Source organism: Rhizobium sp. 10PS4, from assembly GCF_032464805.1.
Taxonomy (GTDB): Bacteria; Pseudomonadota; Alphaproteobacteria; order Rhizobiales; family Rhizobiaceae; genus Rhizobium; species Rhizobium laguerreae.
The window spans coordinates 208536-235476 of record NZ_JAWDIW010000010.1 but is presented as its reverse complement, the minus strand read 5'-3'; the positions used below and the strand labels follow the sequence as shown (position 1 = coordinate 235476).

General features: G+C 62.2%; 20 protein-coding genes. 8 read left to right on the top strand and 12 right to left on the bottom strand.

The window, feature by feature from the left end; all coding sequences use genetic code 11:
- Positions 1-63: 63 nt before the first annotated feature.
- On the bottom strand, positions 64-2001 hold the full coding sequence (locus RWJ89_RS20425; protein ID WP_168257648.1) for a methyl-accepting chemotaxis protein: 1938 nt from the start codon (positions 1999-2001) through the stop codon (positions 64-66).
- A gap of 219 nt (positions 2002-2220) precedes the next feature.
- Positions 2221-3216: a DUF4424 domain-containing protein gene (locus RWJ89_RS20420; RefSeq protein ID WP_316031344.1), complete on the bottom strand. Its 996-nt coding sequence runs from the start codon at positions 3214-3216 to the stop codon at positions 2221-2223.
- 89 nt (positions 3217-3305) lie between these two features.
- On the opposite strand from RWJ89_RS20420, the gene RWJ89_RS20415 reads away from it, so the two are divergent.
- The 3 genes from RWJ89_RS20415 to RWJ89_RS20405 are packed head-to-tail and all read left to right on the top strand — an operon-like array spanning position 3306 to position 6351.
- Complete coding sequence (locus tag RWJ89_RS20415; RefSeq protein ID WP_244735635.1) at positions 3306-4091, top strand: TlyA family RNA methyltransferase; 786 nt, start codon at positions 3306-3308, stop codon at positions 4089-4091.
- Positions 4088-5338, top strand: a complete 1251-nt coding sequence (locus RWJ89_RS20410) for a class I SAM-dependent RNA methyltransferase (RefSeq protein ID WP_168259724.1) — start codon at positions 4088-4090, stop codon at positions 5336-5338. Before RWJ89_RS20415 ends, RWJ89_RS20410 begins: the two co-directional genes overlap by 4 nt.
- A gap of 2 nt (positions 5339-5340) precedes the next feature.
- A complete protein-coding gene (locus tag RWJ89_RS20405) occupies positions 5341-6351 on the top strand; it encodes an MBL fold metallo-hydrolase (protein WP_316031343.1) in 1011 nt (336 codons plus the stop codon).
- A 62-nt stretch (positions 6352-6413) separates the two neighbouring features.
- On the opposite strand, the gene RWJ89_RS20400 is transcribed toward RWJ89_RS20405, so the two are convergent.
- Together RWJ89_RS20400 and RWJ89_RS20395 are read right to left on the bottom strand one after the other, a co-directional pair.
- The gene (locus tag RWJ89_RS20400) at positions 6414-7169 is read right to left on the bottom strand and encodes a crotonase/enoyl-CoA hydratase family protein (RefSeq protein WP_077976567.1); all 756 of its coding nucleotides are present in this window, start codon (positions 7167-7169) and stop codon (positions 6414-6416) included.
- Positions 7170-7178: 9 nt separating this feature from the next.
- A complete protein-coding gene (locus tag RWJ89_RS20395; RefSeq protein ID WP_316031342.1) occupies positions 7179-8957 on the bottom strand; it encodes an acyl-CoA dehydrogenase in 1779 nt (592 codons plus the stop codon).
- A gap of 209 nt (positions 8958-9166) precedes the next feature.
- On the opposite strand from RWJ89_RS20395, the gene RWJ89_RS20390 reads away from it, so the two are divergent.
- Positions 9167-10162 (top strand): transporter, encoded by a 996-nt coding sequence (locus RWJ89_RS20390; RefSeq protein ID WP_017959220.1) that lies wholly within the window; start codon positions 9167-9169, stop codon positions 10160-10162.
- Between the two features lie 285 nt (positions 10163-10447).
- Here the strand turns inward: RWJ89_RS20390 and RWJ89_RS20385 are convergent, their stop codons facing one another.
- Together RWJ89_RS20385 and RWJ89_RS20380 are read right to left on the bottom strand one after the other, a co-directional pair.
- Positions 10448-10927 carry a BA14K family protein gene (locus tag RWJ89_RS20385; RefSeq protein ID WP_168284047.1) on the bottom strand — a complete coding sequence of 160 codons (480 nt, stop codon included), beginning with the start codon at positions 10925-10927 and terminating at the stop codon, positions 10448-10450.
- A 147-nt stretch (positions 10928-11074) separates the two neighbouring features.
- Complete coding sequence (locus RWJ89_RS20380; RefSeq protein ID WP_077976694.1) at positions 11075-12319, bottom strand: aromatic ring-hydroxylating oxygenase subunit alpha; 1245 nt, start codon at positions 12317-12319, stop codon at positions 11075-11077.
- Positions 12320-12733: 414 nt separating this feature from the next.
- Between RWJ89_RS20380 and RWJ89_RS20375 the strand changes: the two genes are divergently transcribed.
- From RWJ89_RS20375 to RWJ89_RS20365, 3 genes are read left to right on the top strand one after another with little or no spacing between them, the layout of a single operon-like run.
- Complete coding sequence (locus tag RWJ89_RS20375) at positions 12734-13342, top strand: DUF6656 family protein (protein ID WP_131642439.1); 609 nt, start codon at positions 12734-12736, stop codon at positions 13340-13342.
- Between the two features lie 58 nt (positions 13343-13400).
- A complete protein-coding gene (locus tag RWJ89_RS20370; RefSeq protein WP_316029437.1) occupies positions 13401-14375 on the top strand; it encodes an L-threonylcarbamoyladenylate synthase in 975 nt (324 codons plus the stop codon).
- Positions 14376-14407: 32 nt separating this feature from the next.
- Positions 14408-15844: an FAD-binding oxidoreductase gene (locus RWJ89_RS20365; protein WP_316029436.1), complete on the top strand. Its 1437-nt coding sequence runs from the start codon at positions 14408-14410 to the stop codon at positions 15842-15844.
- Between the two features lie 316 nt (positions 15845-16160).
- Here RWJ89_RS20365 and RWJ89_RS20360 read toward each other — a convergent pair whose 3' ends face one another.
- Complete coding sequence (locus tag RWJ89_RS20360) at positions 16161-19490, bottom strand: DUF1217 domain-containing protein (RefSeq protein WP_316031341.1); 3330 nt, start codon at positions 19488-19490, stop codon at positions 16161-16163.
- A gap of 300 nt (positions 19491-19790) precedes the next feature.
- Between RWJ89_RS20360 and RWJ89_RS20355 the strand changes: the two genes are divergently transcribed.
- Positions 19791-20357 carry a DUF6101 family protein gene (locus RWJ89_RS20355; RefSeq protein ID WP_027666623.1) on the top strand — a complete coding sequence of 189 codons (567 nt, stop codon included), beginning with the start codon at positions 19791-19793 and terminating at the stop codon, positions 20355-20357.
- Positions 20358-20442: 85 nt separating this feature from the next.
- Here the strand turns inward: RWJ89_RS20355 and ubiA are convergent, their stop codons facing one another.
- From ubiA to RWJ89_RS20330, 5 genes are all read right to left on the bottom strand, one after another.
- Positions 20443-21402, bottom strand: coding sequence for a 4-hydroxybenzoate octaprenyltransferase (ubiA, locus tag RWJ89_RS20350; protein ID WP_170268267.1), 960 nt, complete (start codon positions 21400-21402; stop codon positions 20443-20445).
- A gap of 160 nt (positions 21403-21562) precedes the next feature.
- Positions 21563-22375, bottom strand: a complete 813-nt coding sequence (locus RWJ89_RS20345; RefSeq protein ID WP_017959210.1) for a MipA/OmpV family protein — start codon at positions 22373-22375, stop codon at positions 21563-21565.
- A 127-nt stretch (positions 22376-22502) separates the two neighbouring features.
- Positions 22503-23084, bottom strand: a complete 582-nt coding sequence (locus RWJ89_RS20340) for a histidine phosphatase family protein (RefSeq protein WP_077976573.1) — start codon at positions 23082-23084, stop codon at positions 22503-22505.
- Positions 23085-23151: 67 nt separating this feature from the next.
- Positions 23152-24411, bottom strand: a complete 1260-nt coding sequence (locus RWJ89_RS20335; RefSeq protein WP_316031340.1) for a cyclopropane-fatty-acyl-phospholipid synthase family protein — start codon at positions 24409-24411, stop codon at positions 23152-23154.
- 133 nt (positions 24412-24544) lie between these two features.
- Complete coding sequence (locus tag RWJ89_RS20330; RefSeq protein ID WP_168287448.1) at positions 24545-26854, bottom strand: Tex family protein; 2310 nt, start codon at positions 26852-26854, stop codon at positions 24545-24547.
- Positions 26855-26941 lie beyond the last annotated feature (87 nt).

Here is a 26941-nt window from a genome sequence, read left to right as displayed (position 1 = left end):
TAAAAAAGGGCGGCGCATCTCTGCACCGCCCTCTTCATTTAACGTCCCTGAGAACGGCGCCTCTCAGAACTCCGTCCACTCTTCCTGAACGGTCGCCGCGGCACTCGCCTGTCTTCCACCGAAGGCCTTGGCGACGGTGCGGGTCAAAGCGTGGGCCGGCGAGGCGACCGGGCGGGCATTAGTGCCGGCACCGCTTGCGCGCGGCGCAGGGGCCACCTGGCCGAGCTTGAACTGACGCAGCAATTCTTCGAGGGCGTTTGCCTCCTGGGCGAGCGCATGGCTTGCTGCGGTCTGCTCCTCGACCATGGCGGCGTTCTGCTGTGTGCCCTGGTCCATGTTGTTGACGGCGGTGTTGATCTCCTGCAGGCCGATCGACTGTTCGCGCGTGGCGGTGACGATGGCGCTGACGTGGTGGTTGATCTCCTGCACCTCGGAGACGATGACCTCAAGCGCCTTGCCGGTTTCGCCGACCAAGCCGACGCCGGCGACGACTTGTTCGCCCGAGGTGGTGATCAGCGCCTTGATCTCTTTGGCGGCCTTGGCCGAGCGCTGGGCGAGCTCGCGCACTTCCTGGGCGACGACCGCAAAGCCCTTGCCGGCATCGCCGGCGCGGGCGGCTTCAACGCCTGCGTTCAGAGCCAAAAGATTGGTCTGGAAGGCGATGTCGTCGATGACGCCGATGATGTTGGAGATTTCGCCCGAGGATTTCTCGATCTGCTGCATGGCGGAGACGGCCTTGCGGACGACCTCGCCGGATTTTTCGGCGCCGAGACGGGCGCGCTCGACGAGATTGCCGACATCCTCGGCGCGCTTGGCGCTGTCGCGGACGGTCGTCGTCACTTCCTCGAGCGCTGCGGCCGTCTGTTCGACGGCGGCAGCCTGCTGCTCGGTGCGGTGGGCAAGATCGTCGGCGGCGGAGCGGATTTCGCCGGCGCCGGCATTGATCGCCGAGGCATTGCGGCCGACCGATTGCAGCGCCGCCTGCAGCTTTTCGACGGCATGGTTGAAGTCGTTGCGCAGGCTGTCATATTGCGAGGCGAACGGCGTCTGGAGACGACCGGCCATATCGCCATTGGCAAGTTCGGCAAGGCCGCCCGCCAAAGCGTCGATGGCGTAGCGGATCTCGCCTTCCTCGCGCGCCTTCTGCTCGTCGCCTGCCCGGCGCTGGCGCTCGGCGTCATCGCGCATGCGGTCGGTCTCGCCGGCAAGGCGCAGCTTCTCGATCGCCGCCTGCTTGAAGACCAGGACGGACTGGGCCATGCGGCCGATTTCGTCGCCGCGCTCGACTGCCGGAACCTCGATGTCGTTCTGACCGCCGGCGAGGCGGTCCATGGCGCTCGTCATGCCGACGACCGGACGGACGATAATGCGCGACATCAGCCAGGCGAGCATGGCGGCGGCGAGCGAGGCGACGATGCCGCCGGCAATGAGCGTCGTCTTCAGATGGCTGTTGGCATCGGCCCGGATGGCGGCGAGCGCATTCGACTTTTCACGCGCGGTGGCCTTGATCTTGGCGGAGGCCTGGCGGAAGCCGTCGAGCTGGCCCTTGGTGGCGTTGACACCGATCTTGACGACCTCTGCGATCGGCATGTCGGTTTCCTTGCGCGCCTTGGTCTGTGGCTCGGCAAGTTCATGGAAGTAGAGATCGGCGGCCTTCTGCATGCCGTCGATCATCTCGACAAGCTGCGGCTCGCCGGCGGCCGTCTGTTTGGCGGCGGCAATCGCCTTCAGCATGCGCTCGCGGTTGGCGAAGACATCGCCATAGGTGCTGTCGCTGCGGAAGAGGATGAAGCCGCGCAGGTTGACGGCCTGTTCGAGCATCGCCTGCAACGCATCGTCGATCTGGTTGACGAGCAGCTCGGATTTTTCCTGCTCGGCAGACGCTGCCGCGGACGCCGTCGCCTTGGAATAGACGAAAGCGGAAACGGCGACGAAAATGAGAATGAGGGCTGCGAACGTGGCCGCAAGCTTACCGTTCAAGGATATGTTTTTGGCGGACATCGGTGATTTCTCCTGACGACAGTCGACGCGGCGAGAGGCAGGTTGCGCAAGACGCAACCGCCGGGATGTTTGAAGCTGAGAACATGATCGGCGTGGAAACGCGTGCGCCGTCATGGCGCCGAGCGGCTCGAATGAACCGCTGCAATCACGCCGACCCTACCCGGGCAGGCTTTAAATTTGTTTAAATTTGTGCAGCGCAGCAGCGGCCAAACCTGCGGATTATTGTGCCGTTTCCGGAGGATTGAGGATCAGGATGTCTAAATCCTTTGAGGGATCGAAATCCTCGGCCGTCATCCGAAAGGTCGTCGGGCCGATCTTCTGAACATTGCTGCCGCAAAAGCTGATGAGGCTGCCGGGCTTGCCCTTGTCGATCGTCAGCTGGAAGCGCTTGATCGGCCCCACCCAGTTGGCGCCGGTCGACAGCACATAGGAGATCCAGCTTTCGGTATAGTTGGCGCCGCCGGTCTCGGCTTCCCGGGCACGCTGCTGGGCAACCCTGACGAAGTCGCCGTCGAGGCAGTATTTGCGGGAATATTCCTCGAAGCGCTCCCCCTTCGGCTCGCCACCTTCGAGAAAGCTGATGGCGACGCTGCCGCCGACGGCCGGCTTGTAACGGTGCGCTACGCTGACCTTCTTCTTTGCCGGAAAGGTGGTGCGCCACCAATAGGTCGAGCGCAGCGTCCAGAGCGGCACGAGATCAATCTCGGCATCGCCGGCGCCCATGGGATAGACGAGGCCGCGGGCGATCCAGTCCTTGCGGACGGTTTCGGGAAGTTTGGCCAGCGCCTCGGTGGTCTTCTGGCTATAGGGCAGAACGGGAATGCCCTGTTCGGCGAACTCGTCGGTGACGTCGATGCCGAGCGAGACGACGCGCTGCTGCAGCTTGGCGGTGATCTGCCTGCCATCCTGCTGGGTGGAAAAATGCAGGAAATTGTCGCTGTCATAATCGGAAATGGCGGAATTATTGTCCACCTGACCTGATATGTCGGGCATCGGGAAGGCGACCAGGCTCTCGACATCCTTGTCGGAGCTGTTTTCGAAGACGTAGTCGACGCGCACTTCCGAAGCGGAGATGAAAAGATCCTCCTCTGCCATGCTGACATCGTCGGATTGGGCAAAGATCAGCCCGCCGGTCTTGATTTCGGCCAGAGTGTCGTTCGCGAGCGCAGGCGATGCGATCCCCGCGGCGACAAGAAGAGTTAAGAGCTTCGGCATAGAGCACCCCCATGCGGCCCGCCCCGCGATCGCCGCGGCAGGATTATCGCCGAAAGCTTTCGAGGGTCAATGACGGTCTTGGGAACAAAATGCTTGCAACCGGCGGCTTTGCCGGTCATGCACAGCCGATGTCAGATCAAAACACCCAACGTCTCGACCAACTTCTCGTCTCCCTCGGCCTGTTTGCCAGCCGCTCACGCGCCCGCGACGCCGTGCAGCGCGGCACCGTCAGGATCGGCGGCCAGGTGGTCACGAAGGCCGGCGCGCTGTTTAGCGCGGACGCGGCAATCGAGATCGACGATCCGGCACAGGACTATGTCTCGCGCGCCGCGCTGAAGCTTGCCGCAGCACTCGACCATTTCCGGCTCGATCCCGCCGGCCACCACTGTCTGGATGTCGGCGCTTCCACCGGCGGCTTTACCGAGGTGCTGCTGCAGCGCGGCGCCGCGCATGTCACCGCGATCGATGTCGGCCATGGGCAGATGCATCCGCGCATATCAGGCGATCCGCGGGTGACCAACAGGGAGGGCCTCAACGCCCGCAACCTGACGGCAGAGGATATCGGCCATCCCGCCACCTTCATCGTTTCCGACGTCTCCTTCATCACGCTGAAGCTGGCGCTCGCGCCGGCCCTTGAGATCGCCGAACCCGGCGCTGTCGCCGTGCTGCTGGTCAAGCCGCAGTTCGAGGCCGGGCGCGAGGCGATCGGCAAGGGCGGGATGCTGAAGGACCCCTCGTCCGCTCCCACCGTTGCTGCGGAACTGGAGCGCTGGTTCATCGAGGATATGGGCTGGAAAAGCCTCGGCCTCATCCCCTCCCCGATTTCCGGCGGCGATGGCAATCAGGAATTTCTTCTGGCAGGATTGAAACCGTGAGCACCGAAACCGTCAAGATCGAGAAGCTCGGCGCCCAGGGCGACGGCATCGCCAGCAGCGCCAGCGGACCTGTTTATGTACCCTTTTCCCTGCCTGGGGAAACGGTGGCGATTGCCCGCGTCAAGAGCCAGGGCACGATCATGTCGATCACGACGCCCTCGCCCGACCGGCAGGAGCCGCCCTGCCGGCATTTCGGCCCGGATGGTCTCAACGGCACCTGCGGCGGTTGCACGCTGCAGCATATGGCAGACGCGCCCTACCGCGCCTTCAAGCGCCAGCTGGTCATCGACGCGCTGAAATCCAAGGGGCTGACATCAGAGGTCGGCGAGATCGTTCCGGCCCGGCCGGGCGAACGGCGGCGTGTCGTCTTTGCGGCGCGCAAGACCGAGAAGGACATGCTAATCGGCTTCAACCAGGCCGAAAGCCACCATATCGTCGCGATCGAAGAATGTCCGATCTCGTCGGCAGGGATCATCGCCCGGCTGCCGGCGATCAGGGCAATGGCCGCATCGCTCGCGACCAGCGCCGAACCCTTCCGCGTCGCGGTGCTCGAAACGCTTTCCGGCCTCGACATCTCAGTCGACGACGTGAAGAAACTCTCCGACCCGCAGCGGCGCAAGGCGATCGAGACCGCGCTCAGCTTGCGCGGCATCGCCCGTGTTTCGCTGAACGGGGAAATCCTCGTCGAGCCGTCGAAGCCGATGGTCGAATTCGGCGGCGTCCAGGTTTCACCGCCGCCGGGCGGCTTCACCCAGGCAACCAAGCCCGCGGAAGAGGCGATGGCCGAACTGGTGCTTGCTCATGTCGGCAAGTCGAAGCGGATCGCCGATCTCTTTGCCGGCTCCGGCACGTTTTCGCTGCGCCTGGCGCGGATCGGCCGTGTGCACGCCGTCGAGGCCGAGGCAAAGGCGCTCGCAGCACTCGATCATGCCGCCCGCAACACGCAAGGGCTGAAACCGATCACCGTCGAAAAGCGCGATCTCTTTCGCCGTCCTTTGATGACGCAGGAATTCAAGCCCTTTGACGCCGTCGTCTTCGATCCGCCGCGCGCCGGAGCCGAGTTCCAGTGCCAGGAACTCGCCCGCTCAGGCGTGAAGAGGATCGTGGCCGTCAGCTGCAATCCGCTGACGCTGGCGCGGGATCTCGCGATCCTCGTCCAGGGCGGCTACCGCATTACCGGCGTGACGCCGATCGACCAGTTCCTCTGGACCTCGCATGTCGAGGTGGTGGCGACGCTGGAGAAATAGGCGTGTCTGTCGGAAAGAGCAAAAGACGCAACCCCTACTATCACGGCCCGGTGTCCGATCACTTCGACGGCACGCATTTCTTCAATCCCGAAGGTATTGAGCCTCTTGGTTTCCGCGATGTGTTGCGATGGCAATTCGGCGGTGGCCGCGAGCCTTGGCCGAGGTCGGTCCCAAGTCCGTACGCGGCGGCCAAGCCGGATCCATACGTCGACGGCGAGGACCTAAGGGTGACCATGGTCGGCCATGCAACAATGCTCGTGCAGGTCGCCGGACTGAATATCCTCACCGACCCGGTGTGGTCGGAGCGCGCGAGTCCCTTGGCTTTTGCCGGACCCAAGCGCGTCGTCCCACCGGGCATCGCGTTCGATGATTTGCCGCCAATCGATCTCGTGCTGGTATCGCACAATCATTATGATCATCTCGATATCGCAACGCTCAGGCGGTTATCTGCGAAGCATCGGCCGCGTGTCGTGACGCCACTCGGCAATGACACGATCATACGCCGTGCCGTGCCTGATATAGAGACGACATCGATGGACTGGGGCGAGCGCATTTCGCACGCCGGAATAAGCATTGATGCGGAGCCTGCACACCATTGGTCCGCCCGCGGAACCGCCGATCGCCGGATGGCACTCTGGGCGTCGTTCGTTTTGTCGACTCCAGCCGGAAAAATTTATCACGTCGGAGATACCGGCTTTCACCACGGCATCAATTACAAAGCGGCACAGCAGAAGCATGGCGGCTTTCGCTTGGCCATTTTACCCTTCGGCGCATATGAGCCGCGATGGTTCATGAAAGGGCAGCACCAGAATCCGCAAGAGGCGGTGAACGGGATGAAGTTGGCAAATGCGGCCTATGTGGCCGGGCATCACTTCGCCACGTTCCAACTGACGAATGAAGCGGTCGACGCGCCGGCAAGAGCCTTGCGAGACGCAATGAGCGAGCATGATATCCCCCCGGAACGGTTCCGGCCGCTCAGGGCCGGCGAGGTATTCGATGTGCCGGCCGCCTAATCGCTATCCGTTTGCTCCGGGTGTTGGTCGGCCTGCTGACCGAGATCGCCGCGAAGCGATGCTCAGCGGCGCATGAAGGCTTCGAAGGCCGCCCGGGCCTCGGCGCTTTTCAGCCGCGCGGAGAAATAGCGGGCCTCCTCGTCGATGCGGGCGATGATCTCGCCACGATCGCCGCGAGTGAGATCGCGGGCGATGCGCAGCGCCTCCGGCGGCTTGGCCGCGAGCTTTGCAGCGAGGCCAAGCGTCATGGCATCGACCTCGCCTGGCTCAACGACCTTCCAGACCAGGCCGGCTTCCTTCGCTTCCTCGGCGGAGAATGCTTCGCCGGCCGCCAGCAGGGCGAAGGCGCGCTGATGCCCCATCAGGCGCGGCGCGACGAGGCTGGAACCGGCCTCCGGCACCAGCGCCAGATCGACGAAGGGGGTGCGGAACTGGCTGCGGCTGGATGCGATGGTCAGGTCGCAATGGAGATGGATCGTCGTGCCGATGCCGATCGCCAGGCCGTCGACGCCCGAGACGACGGGTTTTTCGGCGTTCACCAGCGCATAGAGGAAATCAAGGATCTCCTGCTCCAAGCCGCGGCCGCCCATTGCGGCAGCGAGAAAATCGTTGAGGTCGTTGCCGGCCGAGAAGCAGCCTTCGGTGCCGAGGAAGGCGGTTGCGCGGATGCCAGGATTCGTGTTGGCCGCATTCAGCGCATCGGCCATTGTCCGGTACATGGCGCGGTTGATGGCGTTCTTCTTCTCCGGCCGATTGAAGCGGATCAACTGGACGCCGGGATGGGCGGAAGGCTGCTCGACGATGATGTGATCGGTCATAAGGTCTCCTCAGGCAAGCAGGATACGGGCGGCTGCAAGGCTTGCCGCCCCATTGACGACCCGGTCGCGAAGGGCTGCGGTCTCGGCAAGCAGGTTTTCGGCGGCGAAGCGGCAGAGCGCGATGCGGTTTTCGGCCGCACCATCGGCACTCTCGGCGAGACCGCCCTTGGCAAGATAACAGCCGGTGAGCACCAGCCCGAACAGGCGCTGATAGGGCGTAGCACCCGAGAGCGCCTCGGCGGTCTGGTCATCGGCAAGCGTCTTTATCAGCCAGGCGGTCGCCTGCTCGAGGTCGGCGATCGCCGCGTCGAGCCTCACAGCGGTCTCGCCGAAACCATTAAGATTGGAGCGGCGGACGTCGTCGGCGATCTCTCTAAGCTCGGCGATGAAGCCCTTCACCTGATCGCCGCCGGAGAGCGGCAGCTTGCGGGTGACGAGGTCGATCGCCTGGATGCCATTGGTGCCCTCGTAGATCGGGGCGATGCGGGCATCGCGGAGATAACGCGCCGCACCCGTCTCCTCGATGAAGCCCATGCCGCCATGCACCTGAATGCCGAGCGAGGCGACGTCGACGCCGGCATCGGTTGAAAAGGATTTGGCGACCGGCGTCAGCAGGGCGGCGCGTTCCTGCCAGTGACGGCTGGTGTCAGCTGCCCGGTGCGACATGTCGATCGCGTGGGCGCAGGCATAGGAGATGGCGCGCGCGCCTTGGGTCAGAGCCTTCATGGTGAGCAGCATGCGGGCGACGTCGGGATGGTCGACGATCGGGCTCATGCCGACGCCGGTCCAGCCCGGCGCCCTGCCCTGGGTGCGCTCCCGGGCATAGGCGAGCGCCTTCTGGGTGGCGGCCTCGGCGATCGCCACGCCCTGCATGCCGACGGCAAGGCGGGCATTGTTCATCATCGTGAACATGCAGGCGAGCCCCTTGTTCTCCTCGCCGAGCAGCCAGCCCACAGCGCCCTTTTCATCGCCGAATTTGCCGTCGCCGTAGATCATCGTGCAGGTCGGCGAACCATGGATGCCGAGCTTGTGCTCCAGCGAGTGACAGAACAGATCGTTGCGGGCGCCAAGCGAGCCATCGTCGTTCACCAGAAATTTCGGCACCAGGAAGAGCGAGATGCCGCGTGTGCCGGCCGGCGCATCCGGCAGACGGGCCAGCACCAGATGAATGATGTTGTCGGCCGCGTCATGTTCGCCCCAGGTGATGAAGATCTTCTGGCCGAAGAGGCGGTAGCTGCCGTCGTCGCGGCGCTCGGCGCGGGCTTTCAGCACGCCGAGATCGGAGCCGGCATGCGGCTCAGTCAGGTTCATGGTGCCGGTCCATTCGCCGGAGACCATCTTTTTCAGATATTTGTCTTTCAGCGCAGCACTGCCATGGGTGCTGACCGCCTCGATGGCGCCCATCGTCAGCGTCGGAGCGAGCGCGAAGGCCATGGAACCGGAATTCCACATTTCGAGGGCTGCGACATTCAGCATATGCGGCAAGGCCTGGCCACCGAAAGTCTCGGGCGCCGTCAGTCCGTTCCAGCCGCCGGCAATCCAATGGCGGTAGAGATCGCGCCAGCCATCCGGCAGCCGGACCTCGCCACCCTCCAGACGAGCGCCCTGGCGATCGCCGATTTCGGCAAGCGGGGCCACTTCCTCTGTGGCAAAACGCCCCGCCTCGGCGAGGATGGCGTCGACGAGATCCTCGCCGAGATCGCCGAGAAGCCCCTTTGAGATCGCCTCGCCCATGCCGGCGACATGCTTCAGCGTGAATGCGATTTCCTCGACGGGCGCCTTGTACATGGTTTTTCCTCCGCAGACCGGCCTCGCGCACGGCAAAGCCCCTCCGAGGCAAGGGCTAATTGATTTTTACGTAAACGTCAATTTCGATTTCTTTAGTGGTCATGCGATAGTTTGGCTGAAATGACGCTTTGCGCTTGCACCGTCGGCCAAATGGACGTCATGAACAAACTCTAAGGAAAGACATCGCCTTCGCAAAGGACCGGCGAACAGTGGACACATTGCCCGTCAACATACCCGGTTTTGTCTGGGCCTATCGCTTCTCGCCGGATGAAAAGGCCGCGGTGCGGCTGAACAACAGTGCGACGGTGGCGGAACTGACCGCGGATAACTGTTTCTACTGGCTGCACCTCAACCTTGTCGACGCCCGCGTGCCGGCCTTGCTCGATACGCTGGAGGGGCTGACGGAGGACGCGAAGTCGGCGCTGACGACGCGGGATACGCATGCGGCCATCACCGTCGACGAGCAGATGCTCTATGGCACGCTCGTCGACTGTCAGCGCGAGTTCGCCGAGGATACCAACAATCTGGGCTGGCTGCATTTCGCCATGTCCGACCGCTTCATCATCACCACAAGGCTGCAGCCGCTGCGCAGCGTCGAACGGGCGCGGGCGCTGATCGATAAGAATCCGGGCAAATTCTCGCGGCCGGTCGATCTGTTCGAACTGCTGGTGACCGAATTCCAGCGGACGCTGATTGCGATCGTCATCGAACTCACCGAAGAGCTGAACCAGATCGAGGATATCGTCTACGACAGTGCGCAACGCGACGAGCGCCGGCGCCTGGCGCCGGTGCGGCGAACCGTGGTCAGGCTGCATCGGCATCTGCGCACGGTGCTGGCGCTGATGCGCCGGGCGGCGGCAGCCGACGAGGACGAGATGCCCTTCGGCTTCGACGATGTAGCGCGGCGGCTGACCGGCCGACTGGAAACGGTCGACCACGATATCTATGCGCTGCAGGATCGGGCACGCCTGCTGCACGAAGAAATCGATTCGAAACAATCCTCCGAGACCAACCGTCACCTCTATCTGCTGTCGATCATGACGGCCTTCCTGCTGCCGCCGACCCTGGTGACGGGCTTCTTCGGCATGAACACGGCAAACCTGCCCTTCTCCGTCGGCGACTACGGCACGGAATACGCCGTCGTCCTCATCCTCGCCTCCGTTGCCCTTGCCTGGTGGTTGCTGAGGCGGGTGGATATTCTTTGAGGGGAGACGTGCAGGCGTGACTGTCGGAGAGGCGCATTCCCCACACGTCGCGGTACTTTCCAGAAGCTCTCCCCACTCTCCGTCATCCTCCGGCCTGACCCGAGGATCCTGTTGGCCTCCATCACCACGGGCATGGATCCTCGGCTCAAGGCCGAGGATGACGGAGGGTGGGGTTACGTTCCGGCCGAACTCACCGCCGACGCAACGAATGACGGCGCTGCGCCTATGGCATCACGCTGCGTTGACACTTAGCGATTGGAAGCGCAGCGCGCTTCCTACGCCTTATCAATACGGCGAATAGCACTGCTGGCGCGGGCCGTTATAGGGTTGGAACGTGTTGTCGTAGGCGCGATAGGACCGGTAGCGGTTGGCGCACCAGGCGACGTGGCTCGAACCCATGCGCGGAGCTGGCGCGACGTAACGCGGCTGCGCGGCAATGGCGCCGCCGATGACCGCGCCGGCGCCGAAGGCGGCGAGCGGATACCAGTAGCCGTTATACCGGCGATATCCCGGGCGATAATAGGAATAGCCGCGATAGCCACCGTAATAGCCGGGCCGGTAGTAGGCGCCGGGACGATATCCCGGCCGGTAGCCCGGACGGTAACCGGGGCGATAGTAGCGGCGGTACTGGACGTTTTCGACGTCGGAGGATTTTTCCACCTGCGGGGCGGTGGGCATCTGGATTGCCTTCGACGGTACAAAACCCGTCAGCACCACGGCCGCAGCCAGAACTGCAGTCGCGATCTTATTTCTCAGCCCGATCATTGCTCATCTCCCATTCGACAGCTATCACCGCCTGCCAAGCAACGCCTTCGCGCCCGAATGGTTCCGAAGCGGCCAGGGCCGGCTGCTTCCCTTTTAACGAGTCTGAACTGAACCGGAGATTAACCGCCCGGCTCAGACAGTCTCAGATCAGGCCACGGCGGAAATTTTCGCCTGGTCACCCTGCAGACGGTTCACCATGAAGTTCGAATACCATTCGAGGAACTGCATGACGCCGCCTTCATGCAGGGAAGAATAGGGGCCCGGCTCATAGGCGGGCGAGTGAATGCCGAAGGCGTTTTCCTCGACGATGCGGCGATCCTGATCGTTGGTTTCGGTCCAGACGTGGGTCAGTTCCTCGAGATTATAATCCACGCCTTCGACGGCGTCCTTGTGGACGAGCCACTTGGTCGTCACCGCCGTCTCATTGGCGCTGAGCGGCAGCACCCGGAAGGAGATGGCGTGGTCGCCGAGCAGATGGTTCCACGTCGTCGGGTAATGGAAGAGCAGCATGGTGCCGATGTGGCTGATCGAGATATCGTCGGAGAGCGGGCGCTTGACGGCACTCTTGCCCGACATGGTGTAGCTCTCGGCATCTTCGATCAGCGGCATGCGGGCGGTGCGGAACTGACCGTCCGGCGAAATCTGGAACTTGCTCGGCAGGCCAGCGGCCTCGCAACGCGCCCAATGGCCGGCGATCTCCGGATCGTCGGCACCGCCATCCGTGCCGGTGACACTCGGGGCTTCGGGATAGGTGCGGCAGAGCTCGGGGTGATTGGCGGCGCAGTGATAGCACTCGCGGTTGTTTTCCCAGACAAGCTTCCAGTTGCCCTTCTCGATGATCGTGCTCTGGAAGGCGACCTTGCTCTCGCTGATCCGGTGCGGCGCGACATAGGGTTCGATCTTGTCGCGCACCGGCTGGAAATCGGGGGCAGTGTTGGCAAGGCAAATGAACACATAGCCTGCGACGATTTCGCAATGGACGGGCTTCAGATTGAACCCGGTCTTGTCGAAATCATCGCCCATGTGGCGGGCGAAGGCGAGCTTGCCTTCGAGATCATAGGTCCACTGATGGTAGGGGCAGACGAGACGCACGGAGGAGCCATGCTCCTTGGTGCAGACGCGCGAGCCGCGATGACGACAGCTATTGTGGAAGGCGCGGATGACATTGTCGCGGCCGCGGACGATGACGACGGGATAGCTGCCGATCTGAACTGTGAAATAGGCCCCCGGCTTCGGCAGTTCGCAATCATGGCCGATGAACAGCCAGTCGCGATAATAGATCATCTCCATGTCGAGCTGGAAATAATCCTCGTCGATATAGAACGGCTGCTCGAGGCTGAAGCCCTCACGGCGGCTCTTGAGCTGACGCAAAACGTTGCTGCGAATATCCATCTTCATGTCCTCGTGCACCCGGCTGCCGCCTTCCGGCAAGAAGGCCGGCGAAAGCGCGCCCGCTTCCTTCTCCTTCGGGAGAGTTGTTCATGCATTTAATCACCGAGCTTGCCTGCCGCTTGGTTGTAATGCGACATCGGCTTCGAAATTGACGACAGGATGCGGCAAGCCGCAAGCTGCCGATCCCAGTCGATGACATCGCCCGACTCTCCGGGCAATTATCGTCAATTGCGACATGGCGTAAAGACCCGCTCCGCAAAGAGGTCTGCTGCCGAGATCGACCGCCGTCTCGTTTGCGACATCTGCCGGAATTTGCCCTTCCGCCGGCCGGCTGCGAGACTATTTTTTTAACATCGCCTTAAGCATACGGTCCTATCCTCCTGGTGATCACCGACCGACCGAAGAACGCGAACCATGGCCAAACTCCGTTATTTCGACGCGAAAGATGCGAGCAGATCGCAAGAGCCGCAGCTGATTGCCGCTCATTCCGAATTCTTGCGCACCGGCCGCATTCCCCGCGAGCGGCGGCATTGGCTGGCAGAGGAAAAGCGGTATTTCACCCATGACGAGGTCGCCGCAAAGACCGGCCGCAAGCTGCAGGTGGCCGGCGAAAAAACGCATCAGAACATCAACGGTTTCCACCATTCGATCCAGTTTCCGAAGATGATCTTCCACCGGACGCTGCAGGATAGCCCGCATCTCGGCTATTGCCACGTCACCGCCGCACGGACGAAGTTCGCCCGCTACGAGGAGGTGAGCTGGGCTTTCTATATCGCCAATTTCTACTCCGACATCGGCGACAACGACAATTTCTTCGAGCGCATCGACGTCGGTTATTCCCGCATGTATTTCGCCGTCGCCATAAAGCCAGGCGAAGAGTCCGCGGAAAAGATGACCATCGACCGGTCGGTGCGCGGCAACGGCCTGCTTTTCCGCACCCACGATCCGCAGGCGGCGATCCGCAACATCCTGCTGCTCGGCGCCCGCAACGAACAGCTGCGCGAAATCATCCGGCAGCTTTAAGCGATTGATCGCGGGCGGCGGAAAGCCTAATGACTGCCGGGAGGAACACGGGCAGGACATGGCACGCACGATCGATATCACGGCAGACAGGCAGGCAGCGCTGGAGGCGGCCTCAGCCGCTCTTGCCGACGGCTTTGCCATCGCCATCCCGACGGAGACCGTCTACGGCCTTGCCGCCGACGCCACCAATCCTTTGGCCATTGCCCGCATCTACGAGACAAAGGGACGGCCGCGCTTCAACCCGCTGATCTGTCATATGGCCGACCTCGCAATGGCTCAAGAACATGCCGAGTTCGACCCGGTCTCGCGAGCGCTCGCTGAAGCCTTCTGGCCCGGCCCGCTCACCCTCGTGCTGCCGCTAAAGCCTCAGAGCTCGATCCATTCGCTGGCGACCGCGGGGCTCGACAGCGTCGGCATCCGCGTGCCGAAGGGGTTCGCTGGCGCTTTGATCGGCGCCTTCGGACGGCCGCTCGCGGCCCCCAGTGCCAATACCTCAGGCGGGGTCAGCGCCACGAGTGCTGCCCATGTCGAAGCCGATCTCGGAGCGAAAATCCCGTTGATCCTCGATGCCGGTTCAAGTGCTGTCGGCGTCGAATCGACGATCGTCAAGGCAGAGGGCGGCCAACTCAGGCTGCTTCGGCCGGGTGGACTGGCGGCGCGCGAGATCGAGCGTGTTGCAGGCCAACCGCTGCTGCGGGCGAAGACGGCATCGGCGGCCATCGAGGCACCGGGCATGCTTGCCTCGCATTACGCGCCGGGTGCTTCCGTGCGCCTCAATGCAACGGCAGTCGAACCCGGCGAAGCGCTGATCGCCTTCGGCAGCGCTGCGGTCTCCGGCGCGGACAGTGCGCGGATCGTCCTCGATCTCAGCCCGCGAGGCGACCTGGCAGAGGCTGCCGCCAATCTTTTCGACTATATGAAGCGGGCCGATGCCAGCGGCGCTCAGAGCATCGCCTTTTCGCCGATTCCCAAGGAGGGGCTCGGCGAGGCGATCAACGACCGCCTGCAGCGGGCAGCCGCGCCCCGCGACTGAAGGACCGGAAACAGGATGGAGAATCGAGCCCGATGAGCAGCATTTCCAACGAGGATCTCGACCGCTTCGTGGCGATCGTCGGCGAAAAATACGCGCTTCGCAGCGAGGCCGATCTTGCGCCGCATCTGATCGAAAACCGCGGGCTCTATCACGGCTCCTCCCCTCTCCTCTTGAAACCCGGCTCGGTTGAGGAAGTCTCGGATATCATGAAGCTTGCAACGGAGACCGGAACGGCGATCGTGCCGCAGACCGGCAATACCGGCCTCGTCGGCGGCCAGACACCGCGTCAGGGCAAGTCCGATATCATCCTGTCGCTCGAACGCATGAACAGAATTCGCGATGTTGATCCGGTGGCGAATGTGCTGGTGGCCGATGGCGGCGCTATCCTGGCCGAGGTGCAGAAGGCAGCTGAGGCGCATGGGCGGCTGTTTCCGCTGTCTCTCGGCTCGGAGGGCTCCTGCCGCATCGGCGGCAACCTTTCCACCAATGCCGGCGGCACGGCCGTGCTTGCCTATGGCAATATACGTCAGCTCTGCCTCGGCCTTGAAGTGGTGCTGCCGACCGGGGAGATCTGGGACGGTTTACGCCGCCTGAAGAAGGACAATACCGGCTACGACCTGCGCGATCTCTTCATCGGCGCCGAAGGCACGCTCGGCATCATCACCGGCGCGGTGCTGAAGCTCTTTCCCCAGCCGCTCGGCCACCAAGTGGCCTTCGCCGGCCTGAATTCGGTGACGGACGCCCTTGCCCTCTTCAACCTCGCCTCCAGCCTCTGCGGCGCCTCGCTCACCGGTTTCGAGCTGATGCCGCGTTTCGGCGTCGAGATCACCACGCGCCATATCGACGGCGTGCGCGATCCGCTCGAGGCCGCCTATCCCTGGTATGTGCTGATCGACATTTCGACGTCGGATTCGGCCGAGACGGCGGAACGGATGATGAGTGGCGTGCTGGAACAGGGCTTCGAGGCCGGGCTGGTGCTCGACGCCGCAATCGCCTCATCGGTAGCCCAGCAGAAGGCGCTCTGGCACATGCGCGAGAGCATGTCGGACGCGCAGAAGCCGGAAGGCGGATCGATCAAGCACGATGTTTCCGTGCCCGTGTCGAAGATCCCGCATTTCATGGCCGAGGCCGAAGAAGCGGTGATGGCGGCGATGCCCGGCGCCCGCATCTGCGCCTTCGGCCATATGGGCGACGGCAACATCCATTACAATATTTCCCAGCCGCTCGGCGCCGACAAGGACGCCTTCATTGCCCGCTGGCATGAGATGAACCAAATCGTGCATGGACTGGTGCTTGCGCATGGCGGCTCGATTTCGGCCGAGCACGGCATCGGTCAGCTGAAGCGCGACGAACTGGCGGCGATCCGGCCAGCGATCGAAATCGAGCTGATGCGCCGCATCAAGCGCGCCTTCGACCCAGCCGATATCATGAACCCGGGAAAGGTTGTCAGCCTCGATCCGCGAGGTTAACGATCAGGGCATTTCCCCATGGTTGAGAGCGCGAGTTCAATGTCATCTCCTGCTACTCGGCCCAAGAGATCGCCGATGCCGGCCCCTCATCCGGCTGCCGCCACCTTCTCCCCGTAAACGGGGCGAAGGGGATATGCCGCAACCTCTCCGTCCCCCGCTCACCTCTCGCAGGGCACGTCCCCTCGCCCCGTTTTTACGGGGAGAGGGTTAGGGTGAGGGGCAGTCATTGACGCCAACCGGACAGCTGTAGCTCAAGCCTGGGACGACGAAGCGCGGGGGAAACCCGCTGCGTACTTTGCCGGGAATCGCCTTAGGCCTACTGCGTGCCGCCGTTGGTCAGGATCATCAGCGCCGGCGACTGCTGGGTGGCGTTCTGGACGTCGTACATCGCGGTGAACCGCCGCAGCAGCTTATCGACCTTCTTCGGATCCTGGAGATCCTCGAGCTTGACGAAGCGGTTGATGAGATCGGCCTGCTTGGCGACATCCATGCCGGAGATCTGCGACGGCAGGCTGTAGGCTGTGGTGATGACCTGATAAAGCGCCCTGTCGCCGAGGATCCCATAGATCGAGGTGATGCTCGAGGCCTTGCGGCTGAAATAGAGCGCCAGGCGGACGCCGTCGTTGCTTTCGCCCTCCTGGTTCTCCATCGTTTGCTGAACGTAGAGCTCCTGGGTGTGTTCCTCGGCCGCCTTGTTCTGGATGGTGCCGATCTTGGCACGGGTCAGGTTGCCGTCCTTGTCGAAATTGAAGGCGGCGACGATGTCCTTGAATCGCGCGTCGGCGGTGGCGTTGAGATAGCTCTTCTTGTCGTCGGGATCGGAGGTGAAGATCTTCTTCAGCGTTGCCTTGTCGTAATCCTCGGGGTCAAGGTTATTCGCCTTCAGCACCAGGTCGGTCAGCCGACTGTCGTCGAGGAAATCGTCGAGCGACTTTACCTTTGCCATGCCCTTGGCGAAATAATCGACTTCGGCCGTCGCGTCTTTCGCCGCCTTGTCCTTTACCGGACCGTCCTTCATCAGCATGGTGATATGCGATCTATAATCGGTGGCGTATTTGGCCATGGTCGCGTCTGGCAGCGCCTGGAAGGGTGATGCCGCCTTGCCGTCGGGGCCGAAGTTGAAGGCGCGCGCAAGGTTGGTGATGCGTTCATCCTTGAGCGAAGCGACATAGCCGTTCGGATCATAGGCATCGCTGGTCAGGATCTTGCGCATCATCGAACGCGATACGTCCTGGTCGGTCAGGCCGAAAGCCTGCAGCGCCACATGGAAGAGATCCGGTAGATTGTCGTTGCTCTTGCTGAAATCGGCCGCCGAATTGCTGCGCAGGAAATCATTGACGCTGTTGACGTCGGAGAAATTCAGCAGGCTACTGCTGTCGGCCATAAGCTTCTGGTAGTTGGATGCGACCTCGTCGATCGCCTCGTCGCGCTCGTCGTCATAGCGCGCCGCGTAATTGTCGTTGGTGGTCTGTGCCTGATCGGCAGTCTGGACCGAGCTGACGACAGGAAGCGATCCATCGGCGGCGAAGTTGAAGTCGGCATTGAGATCGGCGTGACCGGCTGCGGCAGCCGCCGTCGCATCGGTCAGGATGCTCTTCAGGTCGGCATCCGAGATATCGAACGGCAGATTGTAAGTGCTCTTCAGGAAATTGGTGATGGCGTCATCGGCGATGAGATCATCGACATTGGCGATCGCCCCCATCCGTGCGGAATAGTCGTTGGTCCGCGCTGTCGCACTAATTTTCGTATTGCTGATCTGGGCGGCCGTCTGCGCCTGCATACCATCTTCAAGCGTGCCGTCCGCCTTGAAGTTGAAGGCAGCAGCAACGTCGGCATAAGTGCCGGTGCCGCTCTGGTCGGTCAGGATATTCCTGAGATCGAGATCACTGACCGTCGACGGGATGCCGAAGGCGTTGCGGACGAAATTGTTCAGTTTCTGGTCCGCCAGCAACTGATCGACGTCCGAGATGCCGGCGATGGTCGCCTGATAGTAGACGGCCGCATCATTGGCCTTGCTGGTGGTGCTCGCGCTCTGCGAGGCACTTTGCGAGGCGTAAAGGGTGGCGACAGAACCATCCGTCTTGAAATTGAAAAGATCGTGGACGTCGCTATAGCCCTGGGCGCTGGCAGCCGTGGGATCGACCAGGAAGGTCCTCAAGGTCGCATCTGAGACGCTGTCTGCGATCTGCATGCTGTTTCTGATGTAGCTGACGGCAACGGCATCGGACATGATGTCATCGACATTGGTGACATTGCCGATCATGCCGTTGAAATGCGCGGCGTTCGCCGCCGACTTATCGGTGGTCGACTTTCGTTGCGCTTCCGTCTGAATTACCGAACCGTTGATCGAACCGTCCGCCTGGAAATTGAAGTCGGCATTGATGTCGGCATGGCCCTGAGCCGCGGCATAGGCCGGATCCGTCAGAATGCTCTTGAGGTCGGCATTGCTGAAATTCGTGCCGAGACCATAGGCATCCTTGATATAGCGCGCCAGCACGTCATCGGCGAGCAGGTCGTCGACATTGGTGATGCTGCTCGATTGCGAGGACAAGGTATAATAACTGCCGGTGTTCGACGCAGCCGACTGCAGGTTGTTCGCCTGGGCGATAGACTGGGCGCGCGCCGTGCTCGACGTCGAACCGTCCGCCTTGAAATTGAAAGCATTGTAGACATTCGTAAAGCCCATCAGCTGGGCATAGCCGGGGTCGGTCAGCACGGTACGCAGCGCTGCGGCGGTAAAGTCGGCACCCATGCTGTAGGCTGTCTTGATATACGAGGTCAGCCGGTTGTCGGCGACCAGGTCATCGACATTGGTGATCGTGCCGATCTTGGCGGTGTAATAGGCCTTGTTGTATTCGGCCGCCGTCTTGCCGACGTAATAGACGTCGGAGCCGACCGAATTGTCGATGATGACCGATTGGGAATTCAGTGTGTAGGACTCGATGACCGAGGCCTTTTGCGCGGCGGTCTGGGCCGTGCCGGTGACGGTGCCGTCGGCGTTGAAGCTGAACTGGGCGACAAGCGCTTTATACTTGTCGCCGCCCTGCGTATTGACGACGCTCGTGGGGTCGCTGAGATCGCTGGTCAGCACCTGCCGCAGAAAATCCTTCGACGCATAGGTGGGATCGATCTTGAAGGTCTTCAGCACATAGGTGCGCAACCGGGTGTTGTTGACCAGATCGTCGACGCTCTGCACGCTATCGATATTGTTGCTGTAATAGGTGCTCTCGGCGTTCGCGGCCTTTTCGGCGTCGGCGAAGGATTGCTTGTAAAGGCCGATGAGCTCGTCCTCCTGCGCATCCGTCTGCACGTCCTTCTCCGGCGCGTTGAAATTGAAGGCGGCGGCGAATTCGCGGTAGCGCGTATCGGAGAGCTTGTTGGCGTAGCTGTCGGGATCGGTGAGATCGCTTTCCAGCACCTTCTTCATGAAGGCCTTGGCGTAGGTCATGTCCTCGAGGCCATAGGCCTTCATCGCATAGCTGTAGAGCTTGTAGTCGCCGAGGAAGTCGTCGACATTGGTGACCTTGTTGATATGGTCGGCGTAATATTGGGCATCCTTCTTGACCGTCGTCTGCGACGCGACCCTGTTGAGGCTCGACGTCATGTCCCGCGACAGGATCGTGTAAGCGAGGGAAGCCGTGATCATGGAAAGCGCCCTTTTCGGCAAAATCTCTAAAAGAACGACGAAATGCTGGTGAGCACATTTTGCCATGGAAAGCTTACCTGAGGCTTACCTCCGGATGCGTCATTCCAGGACACCACATCGTTCACCTTCCGGAAACCCTGCCGGATTCGGTTTTGATAACCATCAGAGGAGGCAAAGTTTTCTTAACCGCAATTTTTAAGCTGTACGGAACGGCGGCTGCCTATTGTCGGCCATAGAGGACGAAAAGTCCCAAGGAGAAGACCGGAAATCGGCTCTCAGGTAAGACAAGGGTAGAATGAAATGAACAATCCCGTTATGAAGCCCGCCTGGGCTGGCACGACGTTACGCCTCGATCCGTCCCGCTTTCCCCAGCAGGTCAGCTACGCCATCCACGATTGTTCGGATGACGTCAATATCACGATAGACGAACGCGGTGCGGTCCTGCGCAAGGTCCTCCCCTCCAGCGGCCTGCCGCTCTCGATTGCGCTGCCGAAGCGCGTTTTCAAGGGCGTCGCCGCCCGCGCCATCGACCATGGCGACGGCGATGTCACTGTCACTCTCGAACTCCATCACACCGATCCGGAGCTCTGCATTCCGCTGCTCGTCGCCCATGATCTCAGCGACATCGCCGCCGACTGGCGCAGTTGGTCCGAAGCCTTCCGCATTCCGATGCTGATGGTCGAGGCCGACGGCGTCGCCCGGCCGCTCGAAGATCACATCGGCGCCTTGCGCACCAGCGACCTCAAGCCGCGCCGCCGCCATTCCTACTTCGCCAACCGCCGTCCGCGCTTCCTGGTGCGACGCACCACCGGCCGGCTGGGCGTCGCCATGAAGATCGAAGGTAAGGAAATCATCGCCCGGACTTAAGCGAAAACCGCGAAAGTCCCGATTTGGCAATAGCATTTTGAACCCGGCGCCGGCGCCGGGTTTATCGTTTCATTCATCGTCCCAATCAGGGAATGGCAAACAGCAGCGAAACGAAGAGGCCGAAGAAGATGATCAGGCCGACGCGGTTGTTCGATTTGAAAAGCGCCAGGCACTGGTCGGGATCGTTGATATCGAGCCGGACGATCTGCCAGGCGAACATGCCGGCGGCGCCGAGCAGGGCCAGGAAAGCGATGAGATTGGCGCCGGCAAGAGCGAAAGCGATGAACATCAGCACCAGCGTCAGCCCATAAAGGCCGATCAGCCATAACCGTGTCCTGTCGCCGAACAAGCGCGCGGTGGAGCGGACGCCGATCAGCTCGTCATCCTCCTTGTCCTGATGCGCATAGATCGTATCATAACCGATCGTCCAGGCGACGGAGGCGGCGTAGAGCAGGATAGCGGCGAAGGAGAGGCCGCCCATAATCCCGGCCCAGCCCATCAGCGCGCCCCAGGAGAAGGCAAGTCCGAGGTAGAATTGCGGCCAGTCGGTGAAACGTTTGGCATAGGGATAGAACGCCACGATCCCGAGCGAGAGCACGCCGAGGAAGACGTTGAGCCAGTTGAACTGCAACAGCACGATGAGGCCGACCAGCGCCTGCAGGCCGATGAAGATTTTCGCGTGGGCGCGCGTGACGCGGCCGGAGGGCAGCGGACGCGACCGCGTGCGCGCCACTTCCATGTCAATCTCGTGGTCGACGAGATCATTATAGGTGCAGCCGGCGCCGCGCATGGCGACCGCGCCGATGAAATAAAGGAACAAATGAGACACCAGCAAGCTGCCGGAATAGATCCCCTCGCCGATCGCCGCATTGGCCGCAAGTGTCGCCGACCAGAAGCACGGCCACATCAAGAGCTGCCAGCCGATGGGGCGGTCCCAGCGTGCGAGCTGTGCATAAGGCCAAAGCCATGGCGGCAGGATCCGGTAGACCCAGTTATCGGAAGGTGCGTCGGAGACGCGATCGTTGAAGTCGCCGGTATCGTGCATGCCGCTCATCTAGCGGCGGGCCGTCGATGCGGTCAAGAAGCGATCATTGCACTGCCATTTGCATCACCGTTGGATCGATTCTGATCCAACGGTGAAATTATAGGGCAATTCAAAGCATTACAGCGCTGCGCATCTGAGATGGGATGCGCAGCCGCGTCAATCACTGCAGTGAGAAATTGAACTTGTAGGTCGCCGAGACGCCGATCAGGACCTGGTTCTTCGAGCCGCGGTCACGCACGAGGCTGCTGTCGGCGGCAGGGCCTGCCAGCCGCTTATATTCGAGGAAGGAACTTGCCGAGAGGTTTTCCGTCGCCTTCCAGGTCAGCGCCGCGCCTGCGCCATAGGATTGGATGCCAGACGACGGCTTATAGGGATCAAGGCCGCTTGCCGCCGCCTGCTTGGCGTTGACGCCATAATAGGCGTCGTAATAGCCGCTGGTGGCGAAGGTCGCACGCGGGCCGCCTGATAGCTGGAGGTCGGGGGCGATATCGGTGAAGGCATCGACCGCGAGATCGGCGACGATGCCGTCATGCGAGCGGATGCCCTGGCGGACTTCGGCGCGGGCACGAAGGAAATCTGTCGGGTAGACCTCGACGAAACCGCCGGCTTCCGCCCCCCATTTGACCTTCTTCAAGCCCTTCAGCTCGCTGCCGTCGCCGTCATCGCGCGACGGCACGAACCTGCCGACGATGCCGGCGCGGAAAGCGCCCTTGTCGATGAGGGCGAAGGACGGATTGTCGTTGCGCGAGGAAAAACGCGGGCCGGCGCCTTGGCGACCGACCGAGATCAACGGGCTGAACTTGAATTCATTGTGCGACGAGCCCTCGAATTTCGGGGCGGAGAAGCCAGCGACGCCGACGCTCAAATACCAGTCGCCGGACCAGAAGTGCTGGCCGCTTTCCTGGGCGGCCGCCGAGCCAGCAGATAAAAGGGCAATAGCCAAAGAGATCGATACGACTGATCGATGAGACACGTCCACACTCCAGAAAACGCAAAAACAAAGCCGCGGAGGGCGGCGCTCGCTACATCTATCCCGATGTCGTTACCCCAATGTTAACCACGGCGGCGAGATTGAGCAGGCAGACGACTGCGTCTGGTTTTTACCGCTGGTTCCAGCGGCGGATGACCGGCTCGGTCAGATCGTGCTCGTAGCCGAGCACGCTGATGCTGGCCGTATCGAGTACGAAACGGGAGCCGTCTTCCGGCGGCAGGCCGAGCCAGCGGGCGGCGAGGACGCGCAGGAAATGCGAGCTCGAAAAGACCAGGATGGTGCCGGCCGTTTGACGAAGTCCGCTAATCACGGCGTCGGCGCGATCGCCGACATCGGCGGCGAATTCGCCCTTCGGGCAGCCGTCGCGAAAGAGCTGCCAGCCGGGGCGGTTGGCAAGGATCGCCTTGGTGGTGATGCCTTCATAAGAGCCGTAGTCCCATTCGGCGAGATCGTCCTTGATCACCGCGCCCGATCCGAACCCGGCGAGCGCGCAGGTCTTGCGGGCCCGCTCGGACGGGCTCGACCAGACGGCGGAGAAGCTAAGGCCCGCCAGCCGGTCGGCGAGTTTGCGGGCGGCGGCCTCGCCGTTCGCCGTCAAGGGAATATCGCTGCGTCCGGTATGCCGCCCCGACAGGCTCCATTCGGTTTCACCGTGGCGGACCAGGTAGATCTCGGGAAACGCACTGCTCATCGGCACAACCTTTCATGAGAATTGGCTCCTCGGCAAAATCGCCAGCGGAAGCGGCATTTCCGGGGGATCAGAATGTCACCTTTTCGAGCGGGGCGCGCCTCGCCTCGAATTCCTTCAACTTCGCTTCATTCCGCGCAATGTAACTGCGATTGTCGGGAACGGCGAACTGGTTCTTGGCGATCTGGATCTGCAGGATGAAAAGCTCGTCCCAGCGGAAGCCCATTTCGGAACCCGCCAGATAGAATTCCCACATGCGGAAGAACTGCTCGTCGTAAAGTGCCACCGCTTCGGCCTTGCGCGCCACGAAACGCTCGCGCCAATGACGCAGCGTATAGGCATAATGCAGCGGCAGGATTTCGATATCCTTGACCAGCAGCCCGGCCTTTTCAAGCGGCGGCACGACCTCGCCGACGGAAGGGATGTAGCCGCCCGGGAAAATGTATTTCTCGATGAAGGCATTGGTGCCGAAGCTCGGCTTGGGGCGGCCGATCGAATGCAGCACCATGACGCCGTTGTCGTCGAGCAGATCCGATACCTTGCGGAAGAAATTGCCGTAGTGGCCGATGCCGACATGTTCGAACATGCCGACCGAGACGATACGGTCGAACTTCCTGCCCGTCATGGTGCGGTAGTCCTGCAGTTCGAAACGCACACGGTCGGCAAGGCCGCGCTTTTCGGCACGCGCACGCGAGACCTTGAGCTGCTCCTCGCTCAGCGTGATGCCGGTGAACTCGGCACCTTCCGTCGCCTCCGTCAGGTACATGCCCATGCCGCCCCAGCCGGAGCCGATCTCCAGGATGCGCTGGTTCGGCTCGAGCAGAAGCTTGGCGGCGATATGGCGCTTCTTGGCGAGCTGCGCCTCGTCGAGACCAATGCCCGGCGGCTCGAAATAGGCGCAGGAATATTGCCAGTCCTCGTCGAGGAAAAGATCGAAGAGCTTGGCCGACAGGTCGTAATGATGGGCGACATTGTGCTTGTTGCGATTGACCGGCACGCGGCTCTTCAGCTGCTGCCAGGCAATGCGGCCGAGGAGCAGTGCCGCCATCTTGAAATCGAAGATCTCGTTGGTGGTGTTCTGCTTCACCAGCGACAGGAAATCATAGATGTTGCCCTGTTCGAGAATGAACCGGCCTTGCATGTACATTTCGCCGAGCTTCAAGGTCGGGTCGCGCCGGATGGCGTCCTCGGCCTCCTGATCGGCAAGGCGGGCGACAACGGTTTCACCGGTGCCGTCGCCGATAATGTGGGTTTCGCCATTGGCAAGGGTAAGTTTCAACGAACCCTTGCGGACGATTTGCTGGACGATCGATAAGAATGCCGACGCCATGGACGCCTCGCAAATGTGACAGGATGGTCACATCAACTTAATCGCTCTCTTTCGCCTTACAAGCGCCGGATTTAGCACTCCGCTCAGAACGCTGCCAAACTGTTGCATTTTTGCCGAAATTCCGGCTAAACCCTTATTTTCGCTTCATGGCTTCGGCAAGTGCTGCACCGAATGCACCCTGGTTTTCGGCTTTCTGCGCCGCCGGCCGGCGCTCGTTCTGCGGCCGGGAACCCTGACTTCCGCGAGAATCACCACGCGGCGGCGGCGCTGAAGAGCCGTCATCACGTTTCATCGAGAGAGCGATGCGCTTGCGCTTGGCATCGACTTCAACAACACGCACCTTGACGACATCGCCGGCCTTGACGACCTCGTGAGGGTCCTTGACGAAACGATCGGCAAGCTGGGACACGTGCACCAGACCATCCTGGTGCACGCCGATATCGACGAAGGCGCCGAAGGCGGCGACGTTGGTCACCGTGCCTTCCAGCACCATGCCGGGCTTCAGGTCGGAAATTTCGTTGACTCCCTCGGCAAAGGTCGCGGTCTTGAAGCTCGGACGCGGGTCGCGGCCGGGCTTTTCCAGCTCTGCGATAATGTCCCTGACCGTCGGCAGACCGAATTTCTCGTCGATAAACTGGCGCGGATCGACCGATTTCAACACGGCGCTATCGCCCATCAGCGCGCGCAGATCACGGCCGCAGGCGGCAACGATCTTCTTGGCGACGCCATAGGCCTCCGGGTGGACCGAGGAGGAGTCGAGCGGCTCCTTGCCGTTGGGGATGCGCAGGAAGCCGGCGCATTGCTCGAAGGTGCGGCCGCCGAGGCGTGCGACCTTCAGCAGATCCTTTCGCGTCTCGAAACGGCCCTCGCTGTCGCGATGGCGGACGATGGCATCGGCGATCGACGGGCCGAGGCCGGAGACGCGCGAGAGCAACGGCGCTGACGCCGTGTTGAGATCGACACCGACGGCATTCACCGCATCTTCCACCACGGCATCGAGCGAACGCGACAGCTTCTGCTGGTCGACGTCATGCTGATACTGGCCGACGCCGATCGACTTCGGCTCGATCTTGACCAGTTCGGCCAGCGGGTCCTGCAGGCGCCGCGCGATGGAGACGGCGCCGCGCAGCGACACGTCGAGATCGGGAAACTCAGCCGCTGCCGTCGCCGAGGCGGAATAGACCGAGGCGCCGGCTTCCGAGACGATGACCTTGGTCGGCTTCGGCGCCGGCAACTCGGCCAGCATGTCGGCCACCAGCTTTTCGGTTTCGCGGCTGCCGGTGCCGTTGCCGATCGAGATCAGCTCGACATTATGCTTGCGGATCAGCGATGCGAGTTCGACCTGGGCGCCACGCACGTCGTTCCTCGGCTGGAAGGGATAGACGGTCGATGTCGCCACCACCTTACCGGTGCCGTCGACGACGGCGACCTTGACGCCGGTGCGGATGCCGGGATCGAGACCCATCGTCGCGCGCGAGCCGGCGGGCGCTGCCAAAAGCAGGTCCTTGAGATTGCGGGCGAAGACATGGATCGCCTCCTCTTCTGCCCTTTCGCGCAGTTCCCGCATCAGGTCGAGCGAGAGCGACATGGAAAGCTTGACGCGCCAGGTCCAGCTTGCGACCTCCATCAGCCAGCGGTCGCCGGGACGGCTCGTACCGATCTCGTAGGCCGCCACGATCATGCGTTCGACCGGCTTGTTCGGAGAAGTCGTCTCGGCGTCGGCCTCGATCGTCAGCGTCAGCACCTCCTCGTTCCAGCCGCGCAGCATGGCGAGCGCGCGGTGGCCGGGGGCGGTCGCCCAGCGTTCGGAATGGTCGAAATAGTCGGAAAACTTCTCGCCCGTCGCCTGCTTGCCGTCGACGACTTTCGCCTTCAGCAGCGAGGCCTGGCGCATATGGGCGCGCAGCTTGCCGAGCAGGTCGGCATTTTCGGCAATGCCTTCGGCGATGATGTCGCGCGCGCCCTCGAGCGCCGTCTTCACATCGGGCACATCCGCTGTGATGAAGCCTTCGGCCAGGACGGCGGGTTCCCTGGCTCTGTCGGCAAGGATCGTCTCGGCGAGCGGGCCGAGGCCGCGTTCGCGGGCGATTTCCGCCCGTGTGCGGCGCTTCGGCTTGTAGGGCAGATAGAGATCTTCCAGCTCGGCCTTGGTTTCGGCGCCTGCGACCTTCACCATCAGCTCCTCGGTCATCTTGCCCTGGCCGGTGATCGATTCGACGATCGCGTCGCGCCGGGCTTCGAGTTCGCGCAGATACACCAGCCGCTCGGCGAGATTGCGCAGCTGCGTATCGTCCAGCCCACCCGTCACTTCCTTGCGGTAACGGGCGATGAAGGGCACGGTTGCGCCCTCGTCGAGCAGCTCGATGGCGGCTTTGGCCTGTTCGGGCCGGGCGTTGATTTCGGCGGAGATGCGGGCTGCGAGAAAACGGAGGTCTGCGGCCATGAGATTTCCTGTTTCGTCAGAGGTGGCGGGACCATAGCGGCGAAAAGCGGCAAGGCAATGTTGGAGTTTACGGCCGAGCGCCGATCC